13 protein-coding genes are annotated in these 14,967 nt (G+C 44.5%); 6 read left to right on the top strand and 7 right to left on the bottom strand.

Going from position 1 to position 14,967, the window contains the following annotated elements:
- Window positions 1-44: 44 nt before the first annotated feature.
- Window positions 45-170: a hypothetical protein gene (locus MAE_RS35805; protein ID WP_269453928.1), complete on the bottom strand. Its 126-nt coding sequence runs from the start codon at window positions 168-170 to the stop codon at window positions 45-47.
- Here MAE_RS35805 and MAE_RS17285 point away from each other — a divergent pair.
- Window positions 162-1,040 carry an NAD(P)-dependent oxidoreductase gene (locus MAE_RS17285; protein ID WP_012266719.1) on the top strand — a complete coding sequence of 293 codons (879 nt, stop codon included), beginning with the start codon at window positions 162-164 and terminating at the stop codon, window positions 1,038-1,040. The genes MAE_RS35805 and MAE_RS17285 overlap by 9 nt on opposite strands.
- Here MAE_RS17285 and MAE_RS17290 read toward each other — a convergent pair.
- The 4 genes from MAE_RS17290 to ribD all read right to left on the bottom strand — a co-directional run bounded on the left by MAE_RS17290 (window position 1,037) and on the right by ribD (window position 6,617).
- Window positions 1,037-1,387, bottom strand: coding sequence for a 4a-hydroxytetrahydrobiopterin dehydratase (locus MAE_RS17290; RefSeq protein WP_002744294.1), 351 nt, complete (start codon window positions 1,385-1,387; stop codon window positions 1,037-1,039). The genes MAE_RS17285 and MAE_RS17290 overlap by 4 nt on opposite strands.
- Before the next feature lie 60 nt (window positions 1,388-1,447).
- Window positions 1,448-2,950, bottom strand: coding sequence for a DEAD/DEAH box helicase (locus MAE_RS17295; protein WP_012266720.1), 1,503 nt, complete (start codon window positions 2,948-2,950; stop codon window positions 1,448-1,450).
- A 336-nt stretch (window positions 2,951-3,286) separates the two neighbouring features.
- A complete protein-coding gene (htpG, locus tag MAE_RS17300) occupies window positions 3,287-5,260 on the bottom strand; it encodes a molecular chaperone HtpG (protein ID WP_012266721.1) in 1,974 nt (657 codons plus the stop codon).
- A 259-nt stretch (window positions 5,261-5,519) separates the two neighbouring features.
- Entirely contained in the window at window positions 5,520-6,617 is a 1,098-nt protein-coding gene (ribD, locus tag MAE_RS17305) for a bifunctional diaminohydroxyphosphoribosylaminopyrimidine deaminase/5-amino-6-(5-phosphoribosylamino)uracil reductase RibD (RefSeq protein WP_012266722.1), read from the bottom strand.
- 470 nt (window positions 6,618-7,087) lie between these two features.
- Here ribD and MAE_RS17310 point away from each other — a divergent pair, with 470 nt between their 5' ends.
- The 3 genes from MAE_RS17310 (at window position 7,088) to MAE_RS30185 (ending at window position 10,334) form a co-directional block, all read left to right on the top strand.
- Window positions 7,088-8,524 carry an ammonium transporter gene (locus MAE_RS17310; RefSeq protein WP_012266723.1) on the top strand — a complete coding sequence of 479 codons (1,437 nt, stop codon included), beginning with the start codon at window positions 7,088-7,090 and terminating at the stop codon, window positions 8,522-8,524.
- A gap of 174 nt (window positions 8,525-8,698) precedes the next feature.
- A complete protein-coding gene (locus MAE_RS17315) occupies window positions 8,699-10,123 on the top strand; it encodes an ammonium transporter (protein ID WP_002797163.1) in 1,425 nt (474 codons plus the stop codon).
- Window positions 10,062-10,334: a hypothetical protein gene (locus tag MAE_RS30185; protein ID WP_002797164.1), complete on the top strand. Its 273-nt coding sequence runs from the start codon at window positions 10,062-10,064 to the stop codon at window positions 10,332-10,334. The genes MAE_RS17315 and MAE_RS30185 overlap by 62 nt, the downstream gene beginning before the upstream one ends.
- Before the next feature lie 64 nt (window positions 10,335-10,398).
- On the opposite strand, the gene MAE_RS17320 is transcribed toward MAE_RS30185, so the two are convergent.
- Together MAE_RS17320 and MAE_RS17325 are read right to left on the bottom strand one after the other, a co-directional pair.
- Window positions 10,399-11,337 carry a glycosyltransferase family 2 protein gene (locus tag MAE_RS17320; RefSeq protein ID WP_012266724.1) on the bottom strand — a complete coding sequence of 313 codons (939 nt, stop codon included), beginning with the start codon at window positions 11,335-11,337 and terminating at the stop codon, window positions 10,399-10,401.
- A gap of 79 nt (window positions 11,338-11,416) precedes the next feature.
- Window positions 11,417-12,286 (bottom strand): alpha/beta fold hydrolase, encoded by an 870-nt coding sequence (locus MAE_RS17325; RefSeq protein WP_002797166.1) that lies wholly within the window; start codon window positions 12,284-12,286, stop codon window positions 11,417-11,419.
- 160 nt (window positions 12,287-12,446) lie between these two features.
- Here MAE_RS17325 and MAE_RS17330 point away from each other — a divergent pair, with 160 nt between their 5' ends.
- Both MAE_RS17330 and MAE_RS17335 read left to right on the top strand, forming a co-directional pair.
- Window positions 12,447-13,364 (top strand): histone deacetylase family protein, encoded by a 918-nt coding sequence (locus MAE_RS17330; protein WP_012266725.1) that lies wholly within the window; start codon window positions 12,447-12,449, stop codon window positions 13,362-13,364.
- A gap of 115 nt (window positions 13,365-13,479) precedes the next feature.
- Window positions 13,480-14,673: a Coenzyme F420 hydrogenase/dehydrogenase, beta subunit C-terminal domain gene (locus MAE_RS17335; RefSeq protein WP_012266726.1), complete on the top strand. Its 1,194-nt coding sequence runs from the start codon at window positions 13,480-13,482 to the stop codon at window positions 14,671-14,673.
- Window positions 14,674-14,967: the final 294 nt, after the last annotated feature.

Genomic DNA, 14,967 nt, shown 5'->3' on the forward strand with positions numbered 1-14,967 from the left:
GTTATCAGTTATCAGTTATCAGTTATCAGTTCACTGTTTACTGATTACTGTTCACTGAAAATACACCCCACTTCCCCACTTCCCCACTTCCCCACTTCCCCACTTCCCCACTTCCCCACTTCCCCACTTCCCCACACCCTGTTCCCTTGATTACCAAAATTATGAGTCAAAAAATTGCCTTTTTAGGATTAGGAGTGATGGGAGCGCCGATGACGGTTAATCTTGTCCGTCGAGGTTTTGCTGTCAATGCTTGGAATCGTACCCCAGAGGGGCCGGGGATAACCATTGCCGGGGCAGCTGGTGCGAACATTCGTTCTAGTATCGCCGCCGCCGTCAGGGATGCCGAGATTGTCTTTACCTGCGTCGGGGATGTGCCTGACGTGGAAGCGGTAATTTTAGGACCGGGGGGTGTCATGGAATCGGCAGCGGTGGGAACTCTGGTGGTGGATATGAGTACCATTGGCTCTCAAGCCGCTAGGATGATTGGTAAAAAGCTAGAGGAAAATAATCTCCGTTTTCTCGATGCTCCCGTCTCTGGGGGCGATATTGGGGCGAAAAACGGCACTTTAACTATTATGGTGGGAGGGAAAGAAGCGGATTTTCAGACTTGTCTGCCCTGTTTTCAAGCCATGGGCAAAACTATTCGCTGGTGTGGCGAAATCGGCAACGGACAAGCGGTAAAACTCTGTAATCAAGTCTTGGGGGCGGTTCACATGGTGGCGCTGTGTGAGGCTCTAAAAATGGCAAAAATTCAAGGATTAGACCCCAATTTAGTCATAGAAGTCTGTAAAACGGGGGCGGCGGGTTCTTGGGCTTTAGAAAATTTGGGACCAAAAATCCTCGCCCAAGATTTACAGCCAGCTTTTATGATTGAACATATTTTAAAAGATTTGCGATTAGTCAAAGAAACTGCCCAGACAGCCGGGGAAATTCTGCCCGGGACAGATTTAGCGGAAACTCTATTTAAAGTAGTAGCGGAATTGGACGAAGGCAAGGGAATTAAACAGGGAACCCAAGCGATGATTCGCGCCTACGATTAAGCATTTTGTTGGCGATAAATATCATCGGTACGGGCAGCCATGATGAAATCATTTTGATGTAATCCCCCCACGTCATGGGTCCACCAAGAAACGGTAACTTTACCCCATTCTGTCAATAAAGCGGGGTGATGGCCTTCTTTTTCCGCCGCTTCTCCCACGGCATTAGTAAAGGCGATTGCCCCTTGAAAATTGGCAAATTTATAGAGTTTTTGCAGACGGGGAATACCCTCGTATTCTAAGAGATTCCAATCGGGAATTTTAGCCTGTAAAGCGGTAATTTCCTCGGCAGTGATAGGAGAAGAACCCGATTGATAAGGTTGACATTTTTGTTGAGCAAGTTCGGTCATAGGGGTATCAATCCAGATTTTTTACCTTTATTATAGAGGAAAATCCCCCAGAGAAATTTTCTATTCTTCCTCTGACTCTGGAGAACTGACCCAAGGAGTAGAAGATTCGGCAGCTTTCGGGAAAGAAAAAGATTTTTTTGGAGGAGAAGGCAATAATTCCAATTGTCGATTACCGGTTTTATAGCTAGTTTTATTTTTCTGCTCTCCCCGTCGTCGTTGGGAGGTTTTTTCCTCCGTGGTATTTTCGGCTATCACTTCATACAAAATCGCCCGTTTATCCTCTTGTTGCCCTTTTCTTAACACCCGTCCTAAACGCTGAATATATTCCCTGGTGGAACCGGTTCCCGATAAAATAATCGCGATGCGCGCTTCCGGCACATCAACCCCTTCATTAAGAACATGGGAAGTCACCAGAATTTTGTATTCTCCCTGACGAAAACGGGTCAGGATTTCATGGCGTTCTTTCACGGGAGTTTGATGGGTTATGGCAGGTATTAAAAAGCTCTCGGAAATGCGGTAAACTGTGGCATTATCGTTGGTAAAAATTAAAATTGGTTCCGGATGGTGTTCACAGATTAACTCGGCTAAAACCCGCAATTTTCCCTGGGTTCCGGAGGATATTTCCTTCGACTCCCGGTGGGCCAACATGGCCCGGCGCCCTTCGCTACTTCTGGCACTAATCATGACAAAATTTTGCCAACCATCTAAACCGGACAAACTGAGATTATTTCTTCTTAAAAAATCATTGCGAATTTTAATTGCTTCTTGATATTTTTCCTGTTCTTTGGCAGATAGTTTCACTTTAATTTGAATTATTTCATGATCCGCTAGGGCTTTTCCTGACAAGTCTTGGGGACTTTTTTGATAAACAATTGCACCAATAAGATAATCTAAATCCTGATGACTACCATCACCGCGATCCGGTGTTGCTGTTAAGCCTAAACGATAGGGTGCGATCGAATCTTCCGCTATTTTCCGAAAGAAATCCGATGGTAAATGATGACATTCATCAAAAATCAAAAAAGCGTAACGATTGCCAAGAGTTTCTGAATAAATTGCCGCACTTTGATAGGTGGCGATTAAAATAGCACTATTATCCTTAGAACCTCCCCCTAATAATCCCACCTCGGCATCGGGAAAAGCCGCCAACATCTGGGCATACCATTGGTGCATTAAATCAATAGTCGGCACGATAATTAAGGTACTGCGGGGAGTCGATTGTAGAGCTAATTGGGCAAGATAGGTTTTGCCGGCAGCGGTGGGAAGGACAATGACACCCCTTCTCTGGGATTTTTTCCAAGCGATTAACGCTTCCGTTTGGTGGGGGTAGGGTTCCCGTTCAAAACTGGCAATTAATTCTAAATTGTTGAAAGCTTTTGCTTCATCTTGGAAGTTAATGCCCTCCTCCTGTAGAGTTTCCACGAGAGGACGATAATGAATGGCCAAAATGCGAAATCTTTCAATACGATCATCCCAAGTGGCAAAATCTAGCCATTTTTTCCCCTTTGGTGGTGGATGGAGAATTAAGGTTCCTCGCTCATATTTGAGGGTGGGTAAGCGCATTTTTCAGTTATCAGTAAACAGTAAACAGTTATCAGTAAACCGAACGTAGGTTGGGTTGAAGCATGAAACCCAACGCCCGCTCATGTTACGCTACCGCTAACCCATCCTACAAATAATTGTGCCTCCCTACTTATCAGTAAACAGTAAACAGTAAACAGTAAACAGTATAAGTGAACTGAAAACTTACATCTGATAACTGATAACTGATAACTGATAACTGATTCAAGGCTGACGGCGGCAAGATAGCTTATCGCTAGATCATATTGATCAGGTTAAAAAAAGAGTGTGAACTAACACACTCTCAGCATATCGAAACAGCTAAAGTTTGGCAATAGATTAAATCTTTTCGGTTAGCTTAGTCAGAACGCGATTGGAACGTTCCACAAAAGCTTGCATTCCCTCGGCATCAAATCCTTTTTGAGCGATTAAAGCTAAATCATAAACGTGCTGACAGAGCATTTTCGCTAATTGCGCCGATGGAGATTCGCCGCTACCGGTAACAATACTTCCCTGACTAATCTGGATAATCTGTTGAATTAGGGGATGATTAGTATTAATCATCAGAATATGTTCTTCGGGGAAAGCCATGGCTTTTTGTTGCATCATTGCCGTCATTTCCTGTAAGCGTCGCATCGCTTCTGGAAGTAAGACAATTGCCGGGGGAGTAGCTTGGGGATCATCGGATTTCAAGGCTTCAGTTTTGATATTGATGCGGGAATTATCGAGGGCTTTGGCGAAGATTTCTTTGATCAATTCAGCCCGGGTTTTATTACTACCGGGATCGATAATTTCACTAGCTTGATCCTGTTCGAGCAGCGTCGAGTCTAATTCAGAATCAACCCGGGTGAATTTCACATCGGAGTATTCTCTTTCTAGGAAAGGAATAAAGTAATTAGTATCGATGAAAGAATCAAAGAAAAGGATTTCTAAACCTTGATTTTTGTAGAGTTCAACGTAGGTGGATTGACTACGAGGATCGGTACAGTAAAAAACTCGATTTTCGTGGCGTTCTTTATGGCGTTCTAGGTAGGCTTTGAGAGTAGTATAACCTTCCTGTTCGATCGCTTCTAGGGGAGTTTTCGCCGTTGCTTCTTGCCATGCGTCACCTTCGGCGGTTTGCACTGCCACTTGTACTGGGGTTTCTAGGGGTTTGTAGGTAGTCCGATAGATTAAAATATCTTCTACCTGCTGTTTAAATTTATCCTCTTTCAAGGAACCAAATTTAATAAAGGTTCCCACATCTCCCCAACAACGAATATATTCTTTTGCGTCTTCATTGTATAGAGATTTGAGGCGATCAGCAATTTTTTTGGCAATAAAATCGGCAATACGGCGAACGGTGCGATCTTTGGTTAAAGCACTTCGAGACACATTTAAAGGAATATCTGGACTGTCGATAACTCCTCGCAAGGGCATCAGGAAATCGGGAATAATTTCCTCGCAATGATCGCTGACAAAAACCTGATTACAGAATAACTTTAATTGTCCTTTTGAGACATCCACATCCGGTCTTAGTTTGGGAAAATAAAGAATGCCATTGAGCAAGAAAGGATAATCGGTATTCAGATGTACCCAGAGTAAAGGTTCTTCTTGGAAAGGATAGAGATAACGATAGAATTCTAGGTAGTCTTCTTTAGTCAGATTTTGAGGAGATTCTTTCCATAAAGCCCGTTGTTGATTAATCACTTCCCCATCAATTTTAATGGGAACGAGCATAAAATCTGAGTAGGTTTTGACTAACTGGCGAATGCGGGCAGGTTCTAAATATTCCCCTTCCTCATCCATCAAAGTTAGGGTAATAGTCGTGCCGATTTGGCTGCGGGAAGAATCGGTTAATTCAAACTCTGGAGAACCATCACAAGACCAATGGACAGGGGTAGCACCTTCTTGATAGGAAAGAGTATCAATCTCTACCTTTTTAGCCACCATAAAAGCCGAATAGAAACCTAGGCCAAAATGACCGATTAAATCGTTGGCTGATTTTTGGTATTTATTGATAAATTCTTCCGCACTGGAAAAGGCAACTTGGTTAATATATTTCTTGATTTCTTCCCCCGTCATCCCGATGCCATTATCGGTAATTGATAGGGTACGATTTTCTTTATCGATGGCGAGATTAATTTCTGGTTCGGGGACTTCTCCTCTTGCTTCTCCTGCTAAAGAAGCCATTTTTAATTTCGAGATGGCATCAACACTATTAGATATCAATTCCCGTAGAAAAATTTCATGGTCAGTGTAGAGAGATTTTTTGATAATAGGGAAGATATTCTCGGTATGAATCGTGATATTACCTTTTTCGAGTACCGTCATACGTTCAATCACTAAGGGTTTGACTATTCTAACTTTTTTATTTTGCTCGATAATGGCACCATTGATCACAGAGCGATTGCCCAACTTCTTCTAGGGGGATAACCGTACCGATAAAGGCATTTAACGGCAGCGGGGCGATTTCTAGAACTTGATCGCAAAAATCGGGGTTAATTGCCAGATTATCGGGGTTATTGATGACTTTGTGACTTTTGCAAGCGGTTGGTTGAGATTTGCTGATTGAGGGGGAATTGCAGTAGCTCTACTGTTCACTTTGCAGATATCCCTCGATCAAAATATCGGGATTGAGATAATTAACCGTGACATTTTTTAACTGTAAAGCTTGGCTCATTAACTGGAAACCTAAATCACCCACTGCCGTGGGTGCCTGGATTCCCCCGATGATTTTGGGCGCAATAAAAGCGATAATTTTTTGTACCATGCCCTCAGCGATCGCCGCTGCACTTAAACCGCCGCCGCACTCCCACAAAACCTGACAAAATCCCCTCTGATAAAGATTTTCCATCACTAAAGTGGGTGTCACCTCGGTGAGTTCGATCACTTCCACGCCTTTTGTTAATAATTGTTGCTGAAGCTTGACATTAGAATCAATTTGTGTGTAAAGAAGCGTGGGAAATTGACTGGTATCCCAAAGATGGGCGGAGGAGGGTAAATCGAGCGATCGAGTCATGACCACGCGCAGGGGATTATGATCGGAGAGGCCGTGAGTGGTTAGGTGGGGATTATCTTGACGGACAGTGCTACCGCCGACGATAATCGCATCACAGGCCGATCGCAGTTGATGGACTATTTGGCGAGAAGCGGGGCTAGTAATCCATGTGCTATGACCGCTAGTAGCGGCAATTTTGCCATCGAGAGTCATGGCATATTTGAGGATACCGAAGGGTTTTTTAGCGGTGATGCGATGGATAAAACCCTGATTGAGTTGAAGACATTCGGACTCCTCCACTCCCACCAGCGTCTCGATGCCTGCCGATTCTAATCTTTGAATACCTTTCCCCGCCACCAGGGGATTAGGATCGATCATCCCTACCACCACTTTTTTAATGCCTGCTTGCACAATTGCCTCGCTACAGGGTGGAGTACGTCCATAGTGGTTACAGGGTTCAAGATTGACGTATAAAGTGGCACCACGAGCTTTTTCTGCTGCCTGTCTCAGGGCGAAAACTTCTGCATGGGGTTGTCCGGCCCCTGGGTGAAAACCTTCGCCGATAATTGTCCCCTCTTGAACGATCACAGCACCCACCAAAGGATTAGGAGAAGTCCGCCCCAAGGCTTGCCTAGCAAGGGTTAGACATCTTTGCATCATTGTGCGATCGAATTCTGTTGCCCGGTCCATGGTTTATTTCTCCAAATGAGGGGAATGGGAGTTGGGAGTTGGGAGATGGGGAGGTGGGGGAGATGGGGGAGATGGGGGAGACCACTTCGTGCGCGTTGCGGGGGGAGATGGGGAAAATAAATAAAAATAATCTCCTGAATACTGACTCCTGAATACTGACTCCTGAATACTGACTCCTGAATACTGACGACCGATAGCTAAAAAGCTGATAACTGAATTATTGATTACTTCTCTAATACTATTATTTTAACATGAAATGTATCAACGAATACAGAAATCTCAGATCAAAAAAACAAAGATCGAAAAACATTGACTACTCACACATCAAGATAAATCCCTAGGTGTTTGGTCTTCTGAAATGATTGACCTCTGTTCCTAGAATTTAGAGGTTGAACGGACATAATTGCTCGGTAATTATTTTCAATAGTAATGAATCGACCTACTAACTCAACAAAGTAAACGAATTAACGATGAAACGAATTGCTCGAAAATCCGGGGAACTTGTCGGTTTGTTACCGAAAATTAACCCTGTCTGGTTAGCCTGTGTTCCCTTGTCTGCGATTATTTTTGTGGTTTGGAACGCGGCCGCACAGGCCCAGGATGCGAAACCCCTAACCCCCGAAGATGTCCAAAACGCCCTCAATACAATCTGGGTTTTAATTGCCGCCATCCTCGTGATCTTTATGAACGCGGGTTTTGCGATGCTAGAAACGGGATTCTGTCGCCAGAAAAATGCCGTTAACGTTCTCGCCAAAAACCTGATCGTTTTCGCCCTCTCCACCATATCATTTTGGGCGATCGGTTTCTCCCTGATGTTTGGGTCTGTCAGTAACGAATTTTTCGGTACAGGAGGTTGGTTCCTTAGCAGTAGCGATCCTGCCACCTACGCCATGCCGAAATATTTGCCCACTTCGGTGTTCTTCCTGTTCCAAGTCGCTTTCGCGGGAACGGCGGCAACCATTGTATCTGGGGCCGTGGCAGAACGGATTAAATTCGTCGATTTCCTCGTTTTTAGCTTAATTATCGTCGGTATCATGTACCCGATCACCGGTCACTGGGTTTGGGGTGGCGGTTGGTTAGCTGACCTTGGTTTTAAAGACTTCGCCGGTTCGACGGTGGTTCACTCGGTGGGTGGTTGGTCTGCTTTAACCGGGGCGGCAATTCTCGGGCCGAGAATGGGTAAATACATCAACGGTCGCACCAGTGCCTTACCCGGCCATAACATGAGTATTGCGACCCTGGGTTGTTTAATTCTCTGGATTGGCTGGTTCGGTTTTAACCCCGGTTCTGCTTTAGCGGTTAATGAAACTGTACCCTATATCGCTGTCACCACTAACCTCGCCGGGGCTGCGGGTGGCATTGCCGCTACCTTTACCGCTTGGGCGAAAGATGGTAAACCCGACCTTTCGATGATTATTAACGGTATTCTCGCCGGTTTAGTAGCCGTTACTGCCGGTTGTGATGGTGTATCCTATTGGTCGGCGGCAATCATCGGTTTAATTGCCGGTGTAGTCGTGGTTTACTCGGTGTCTTTCTTCGATAACCTGAAAATTGATGACCCCGTGGGTGCCACTTCCGTTCACCTCGTCTGTGGTGTGTTGGGAACTTTAGCCGTCGGTATCTTCAACAAAGATGCGGGTTTAATCACCGGTCAATTCCAACTGTTTATTAACCAAATTATCGGGATTGTGGCAGTAGGGGCATTTACCGTGATTGTTAGTGGTATTGTTTGGAGAATCCTCAAGGCTACCCTCGGTATTCGTGTTACTCCCGAAGAAGAAATGGAAGGTCTGGATGTGGGTGAACACGGAATGGAAGCCTATAGCGGTTTCGTCAAGGAGTCCGATATCGTTGCTGGTGGCCATTATGCTTCCAGTGTTGACATGGAAACGCCTAGCACTCGTTAGGTTAAACCTTGTAAAGATAGATTAATCTATCCCCGACAAAGTTAAAGAGAAAAGGAAGAAGGCCTCGCCCCGATGCGATCGGTGGCTATAATTGCCTTCTAAACCTTTTCTCTTTCGGTTTTTATCTCTTTCCAGACAGAAAAAATTAATCTTGCTACTAACCACCAACCGTCAATGAAAAAGATCGTAGGAATAACCATACTTTTGCTGGGACTAGGATTCAATTTCGGAGTTGCCCCGGTGTTTGCGGAAACCATCGCCGCCGCTCCCCCCAATCCGATTAGTGCTGGAGATACCGCTTGGATGCTGATCTCGTCGGCTTTAGTTTTATTAATGACCCCCGGACTGGCTTTTTTTTATGGGGGTTTAGTGCGTTCGCGTAACGTCCTCAACACCATGATGATGAGTTTGGTGGCCATGGGTGTCATCGGTGTAACTTGGGTGCTTTGGGGTTATAGTCTCGCTTTCGATGTCACCCCGGGTAAAAGTGGTTTTGGCGAGGGAATTGAAGCTTTTATCGGGGGACTAGATTGGATTTTTCTCAACGGTGTCACCGCCGCCGCACCTGACAATATCGGTTATGCACCCACCGTTCCCCATCAAGTGTTTATGGTCTATCAGATGATGTTTGCGATCATCACCCCGGCTTTAATTTCGGGTGCGATTGTGGAACGGGTTAACTTTAAAGCCTATTTTTGGTTTTTACTGCTTTGGTCCACCTTGATCTATTCTCCCCTAGCTCACTGGGTTTGGGGTAAGGGTTGGTTGGCAGCCACTGGGGCGCTGGATTTCGCTGGTGGAACCGTTGTTCACATTAGTTCCGGGATTTCCGCACTGGTGGCCGCCTGGATGATCGGTCCGCGGCGTAGTTTTGGTGTCCAAACCTATGCACCCCATAATGTGCCGTTTGTTCTCCTAGGTATCGGTTTACTCTGGTTTGGTTGGTTTGGTTTTAATGGGGGTAGCGCGCTTTCTTCTAGTTCGCTGGCAGCCACAGCTTTTGTTAATACCACGATCGCCGCTTCGGCTGGTGGTTTGACATGGATGCTTATAGAATGGATTTTACGGGGTAAACCGACGGCGATCGGTATTGCTAGTGGATTTTTAGGGGGATTAGTGGGTATTACTCCCGCTGCCGGTTATGTGCTGCCGATCGGGGCGATTCTCATTGGTTCGATCACTGCCCTTAGCTGTTTTTTTGCGGTTAGTCTGCGGGCAAAATTGCGCTTTGATGATTCTTTGGATACCTATCCTGTCCATGGTGTCGGCGGGACAATAGGGGCGCTGCTTACGGGGCTTTTTGCCACAAAAGCAGTTAATCCAGTCGGAAATGATGGTTTATTTTTTGGGAATCCGGGGTTACTGTGGACGCAATTTGTTGGCGTTGCCGCTACTTATATCTTTGCTGCCGTGGGTACTTTTGTTATCCTGAAAGTTCTCAGTCTATTTATGGAGCTGCGGGTTAAACCGAATACGGAAGCAGAAGGGTTAGATGTTCCTGAACACGGAGAGGAAGCCTACGGACAGGAATTCGAGTTTGGTAGCAGCTTTTCCTACCAAGAAAATTCTCCGACCACAAATCCTCGAGAAAATTATTAGCGATTCCAATCAGCTATCAGTCTGGCTAACAGAGGCGAAATTTCGTCTCTGTGAAACTGGGCTAAAAAATTCCGTTTTTGGTCGTCTTGTCTCTGTCACCGGGGATTGTGAGCCTGTCCGTCGCTGGCCAAGAATGCTCGATCGTTATTGTCCAGAGATTCTCCAAGACCCAAAAACTCTCCGCCAAGGCCGCATGAATAGCGATCGCTAGGGAGGATCAAGTTTTATCTAGATGGGCAAAACAGCAAAAAATTAGCGATTCCTACTGACAATAATCAAGAAATTTGTAAGCCAGCTAACTCAGTAATTGTGTAGGTGGGTCTGCCTTTAACTTCCTCGTAAATTCTGCCGATATATTCTCCTAGTATTCCGATGCTAATTAGCTGCACAGAACCCAGAAAAAATATAGCGATCATAATCGTGGCAAAACCCGTGATCGGTGAGTCCGGTTGCTGTAAACGCCAATATAATACTAACAGAGCCATAATCAAAGATATCAGGGCAGAAAATAATCCTAGATAGGTGGCAAAACGTAAGGGGACACGGGAAAAAGATACTAGGCTATTAATAGCTAAAGATAATGATTTGCTAAAGGTATATTTTACTTCCCCGGCAAAGCGCGCATCCCGCTCAAATTTAACCGCAGTTTGTGGAAAGCCAATCCAAGCGCGCAACCCACGAATATAACGATTTCTTTCTGGGAGAGAATTTAATAGATCTACTACCTGACGATCCATTAAACAAAAGTCTCCTGTATCGGCGGGAATATCCACATCTGCTAGTCTTTTAAGCAAACGATAAAAGAGATAGGCCGTCAGTTTTTTAAACCAACTTTCTTGTTTTCTTTTGGTTCTTTGGGCATAAACTACTTGATACCCCTCTTGCCATTTTTCAATCATCTGGGGAATTAATTCGGGCGGATCTTGCAGGTCGGCATCTAAAACAATAATTACTTGTCCTCGGCAAAAATTAAGTCCAGCAGTTACCGCCGCTTGATGACCAAAATTGCGGGCGAAACTGATATAACACACTCGTGAATCAGCTTTGTGCAGTTCTCGCAGCCGTTTTAAGGAACTATCTTTACTACCATCATTTACTAGGATTAATTCTACCGCCCCATCTAAATTATTCATGATGGCACTCACCCGGCGATACAGTTCGGCAATAGTTTCTTCCTCGTTATAGATGGGGACGATCAGAGAATATTTTAGCATTTGCATAATAATATTTGACCAGTAATTGATTGAAAAATCTGACTCCTAACTCAGAGAATTCTGCCGTCAATCTCTTTACTTAGCGAAGAAAATCCTCGATCGCCTGTCCCGTCTCTTCCGGTGCTTCTTCCGGTAAAAAATGACCGCTGGCGATCGCCTGTCCAGTGACTTGATTAGCTCGCTGCTGCCAAAGAGCGATCACATCGTATTGACGTGCAATGAAACCTTTTTCTCCCCAAAGAACCAAGAGGGGAGAGGAAATTTTCCGGTCTAAATCCTGACGATCATGCTCTAAATCGATGGTAGCGGCGGCCCGATAATCGGCACAAGTGGCGGTTATTGTCCTTAAATCTCGAAAACAACGCTGATATTCCCCCAAAGCTTCCTCTGTAAAAGCGCTAAAATCTCGCCCCCAACTTTGCAAGCAATGTTGAAGATAATAATCGGGATTAGCGGCGATCAGGGTTTCGGGAAAAGGGGAAGGCTGAATCAAGAAAAACCAATGATAGTAGGCAGTGGCAAAAGTTTTATCAGTCGCCTCGTACATCGCCAGCGTCGGGGCTATATCGAGTAAAACGAGTTTTTTTACCTTTTCGGGAAAATCAAGGGCGAGACGGTGGGAAACTCGCGCCCCTCGATCGTGGCCGATTAGATAAAACTCCTGATAACCCAATTTTTCCATCAGCAACACCTGATCGAGGGCCATGACTCGCTTGCAATAATTGCTAGAATCCTCTAGGGGTAAGGGTTTATCGCTATCCCCGTAGCCGCGCAGATCCGTGGCGATAACCGTAAAATTAGCCCCTAATCGGGGGACGATTTTATGCCACATTTGATGGGTTTGGGGATAACCATGGAGCAAAAGCAGCGGAAAACCGCGCCCACCTTTGACACCATTGATAGTAATGCCATTAACTTCTAGCTGAAATTTCCGAAAATTTGTCAGCATTTTTGCCTCCTGTCACTTTGGGGAAAGATAATTGCATCATCTGGCAAAAGTGACCCAATCAGTAAAGTTTTTTCACTATAGCCGCTCAAGCCGCTGCTTTTCTGGTAGATTAAAACCATTGGGTTGCTCAAAAATCAACGAGTTAAGCAGTAATTTGATTATGATCTCGATTATCTATTCCGATGAATTTCTCGATCACGATACAGGTATTTACCATCCCGAAAAAGCGGCGCGTTTAACGGCAATTGTCGGAGCTTTAAAACAAACAGAATGGCAGTCAAAATTAACATGGCATTTACCGACACCGCTCGAAATTCGTGACGAAGTACTCCCTTTGATCAAACAAGTTCATAATCAAAATTATGTTGATATATTGCGGCGAATTTGTCAACAGGGTGGGGGAAGATTGGATGCAGATACTCCCGTTTCTGCGCGTAGTTACGATGTGGCGTTACTAGCGGTTAGTGGCTGGTTAGATGGAGTCGATCGAGTCTTATCTACTGGCGATCCTGCCTTTATTTTAGCCCGTCCACCAGGACATCATGCCACTTCTAATTATGGCATGGGTTTCTGTCTGTTTTCTAATGCTGCTATTGCCGCCTATTATGCTTTAGAAAACAAAAGAGTGCAAAAAGTAGCGATTCTCGATTGGGACGTACATCACGGCAATGGCACCCAGGATATAGTCGAAAATCATCCCCAGATTGCCTATTGTTCCCTCCATCAATTCCCCTTTTATCCCGGCACGGGAGAAGCGAGAGAAACAGGTGAGTTTAATAATGTTTTAAATATTCCCTTATCGGCGGGAAGTACGATTAAAGATTATCAAGAACATTTTGAGGGGCAAGTCATACCTTTTCTGAAAAATTTTCAACCGGATTTAGTGATTGTTAGTGCTGGATATGATGCCAATCAAGCGGATCCTCTGGCGGGAATTTGTTTACACCCACAAGATTATGGAATTTTAACCAAATACCTCTTAACTCTCAATAAACCGCTGCTTTTCGGCTTAGAAGGTGGTTATGATTTAGAAGCTTTAGCGGCTTCCGTCGTCGCCACCTTAGAAGCTTTGCTCTGATCCTATTCCGGGTAATCGTTACATTTCTTTAAAAAGATTGGTAACAAAGTGATGGAATGCGGTAAGGTAAACGATCGATAGAAAAAAACCCTTGACCTAGTTGCCTTTTAAGATTATGAACTCGCTTGCGCCACACCTAAAAGCCAAAGCCCTCAAGCCTAATAGTCGTCGTCCTGCCAAAGAATTGTGTAGCGAGTGCGGACTTTGTGACACTTATTATATTCACTACGTTAAAGAAGCTTGTGCTTTTCTCAATCAACAAATCGCCGATTTAGAAGCAGAAGCACACGGCAAAAGTCGCGACTTAAATCAGGAAAATGATCTCTATTTTGGTGTTCATCAAGAGATGATGGCTGCCAAGAAAAAACAAGCTATTCCCGGGGCGCAATGGACAGGAATCGTCAGTACAATTGCCTGTGAAATGCTCGATCGTGGTTTAGTAGAAGGGGTGGTTTGTGTGCAGAATACCGCCGAGGATCGCTTTCAACCGCAACCGATTCTCGCCCGTACCACCGAAGAAATTCTCGCCGCTAAAGTTAATAAACCGACTCTTTCTCCCAATTTATCAGTCCTAGAAGAAATTGAAAAATCGGGCATGAAACGGTTATTAGTTATCGGAGTTGGTTGTCAAATTCAAGCCCTAAGAGCAGTAGAAAAAAAATTAGGCTTGGAAAAATTATATGTCTTAGGAACTCCCTGCGTCGATAATGTCACCCGCTCAGGACTGCAAAAGTTTCTAGAAACTACCAGTCGTTCCCCAGAAACCGTGGTTCATTACGAATTTATGCAGGATTTTCGGGTACACTTTAAACACGAAGACGGCTCGATCGAAATGGTTCCCTTTTTTGGCTTAAAGACTAATAAATTAAAGGATGTTTTTGCTCCTTCCTGTATGACTTGTTTTGATTACGTTAACTCCCTTGCCGATTTAGTTGTGGGCTATATGGGCGCACCTTTTGGCTGGCAATGGATTGTCGTTCGTAATGATACGGGTAAGGAAATGTTAGAGTTAGTTAAAGACCAATTAGATACCCAAGATGTCATGTCTAGTGGTGATAGAAAACAGGCGGTACAAAATAGCATTCCTGCCTATGATAAAGGTGTAACCTTGCCGATGTGGGCGGCAAAAATGATGGGAGTAGTAATTGAAAAAATCGGGCCTAAAGGTTTAGAATATGCTCGCTTTTCTATCGATTCTCACTTTACCCGTAATTACCTTTATGTTAAACGTAATTATCCTGAAAAATTAGCGGCTCATGTTCCTGAATATGCTAAAAAGATTGTGGAACAGTATAAATTGCCCGATTAATTAGGGTATGCTGAAAAAGTAGGGGCGCAACATTCGGATAGGAAATCTACGGTTTCAACCATAGGTTATCCCCCGAATGTTCACCCCTTCTTCGACAATCTCTTATCAGTTATCAGTTATCAGTTATCAGTTATCAGTTATCAGTTATCAGCTATCAGTTATCAGTGATTAATTCAATCATAGTCGATGATAGGTGATGCGTGAGGACTAAATCTGGATGTTGTCAAAATTTCTCTTGACAAAAGCCTCTTGACATGATACTATATTCATAATGGAAAATCTGTGCGCCTACAA

Origin of the sequence: Microcystis aeruginosa NIES-843, from assembly GCF_000010625.1 — a bacterium.
GTDB classification, from domain to species: domain Bacteria; phylum Cyanobacteriota; class Cyanobacteriia; order Cyanobacteriales; family Microcystaceae; genus Microcystis; species Microcystis aeruginosa.

What these genes read in the sequence shown, in the direction of transcription:
- MAE_RS17285 (WP_012266719.1), top strand. Translation starts at nt 162, where the DNA reads ATGAGTCAAAAAATTGCCTTTTTAGGATTAGGAGTGATGGGAGCGCCG.
- MAE_RS17290 (WP_002744294.1), bottom strand. Translation starts at nt 1,387, where the DNA reads ATGACCGAACTTGCTCAACAAAAATGTCAACCTTATCAATCGGGTTCT.
- MAE_RS17295 (WP_012266720.1), bottom strand. Translation starts at nt 2,950, where the DNA reads ATGCGCTTACCCACCCTCAAATATGAGCGAGGAACCTTAATTCTCCAT.
- htpG (WP_012266721.1), bottom strand. Translation starts at nt 5,260, where the DNA reads ATGACGGTACTCGAAAAAGGTAATATCACGATTCATACCGAGAATATC.
- ribD (WP_012266722.1), bottom strand. Translation starts at nt 6,617, where the DNA reads ATGGACCGGGCAACAGAATTCGATCGCACAATGATGCAAAGATGTCTA.
- MAE_RS17310 (WP_012266723.1), top strand. Translation starts at nt 7,088, where the DNA reads ATGAAACGAATTGCTCGAAAATCCGGGGAACTTGTCGGTTTGTTACCG.
- MAE_RS17315 (WP_002797163.1), top strand. Translation starts at nt 8,699, where the DNA reads ATGAAAAAGATCGTAGGAATAACCATACTTTTGCTGGGACTAGGATTC.
- MAE_RS17320 (WP_012266724.1), bottom strand. Translation starts at nt 11,337, where the DNA reads ATGCTAAAATATTCTCTGATCGTCCCCATCTATAACGAGGAAGAAACT.
- MAE_RS17325 (WP_002797166.1), bottom strand. Translation starts at nt 12,286, where the DNA reads ATGCTGACAAATTTTCGGAAATTTCAGCTAGAAGTTAATGGCATTACT.
- MAE_RS17330 (WP_012266725.1), top strand. Translation starts at nt 12,447, where the DNA reads ATGATCTCGATTATCTATTCCGATGAATTTCTCGATCACGATACAGGT.
- MAE_RS17335 (WP_012266726.1), top strand. Translation starts at nt 13,480, where the DNA reads ATGAACTCGCTTGCGCCACACCTAAAAGCCAAAGCCCTCAAGCCTAAT.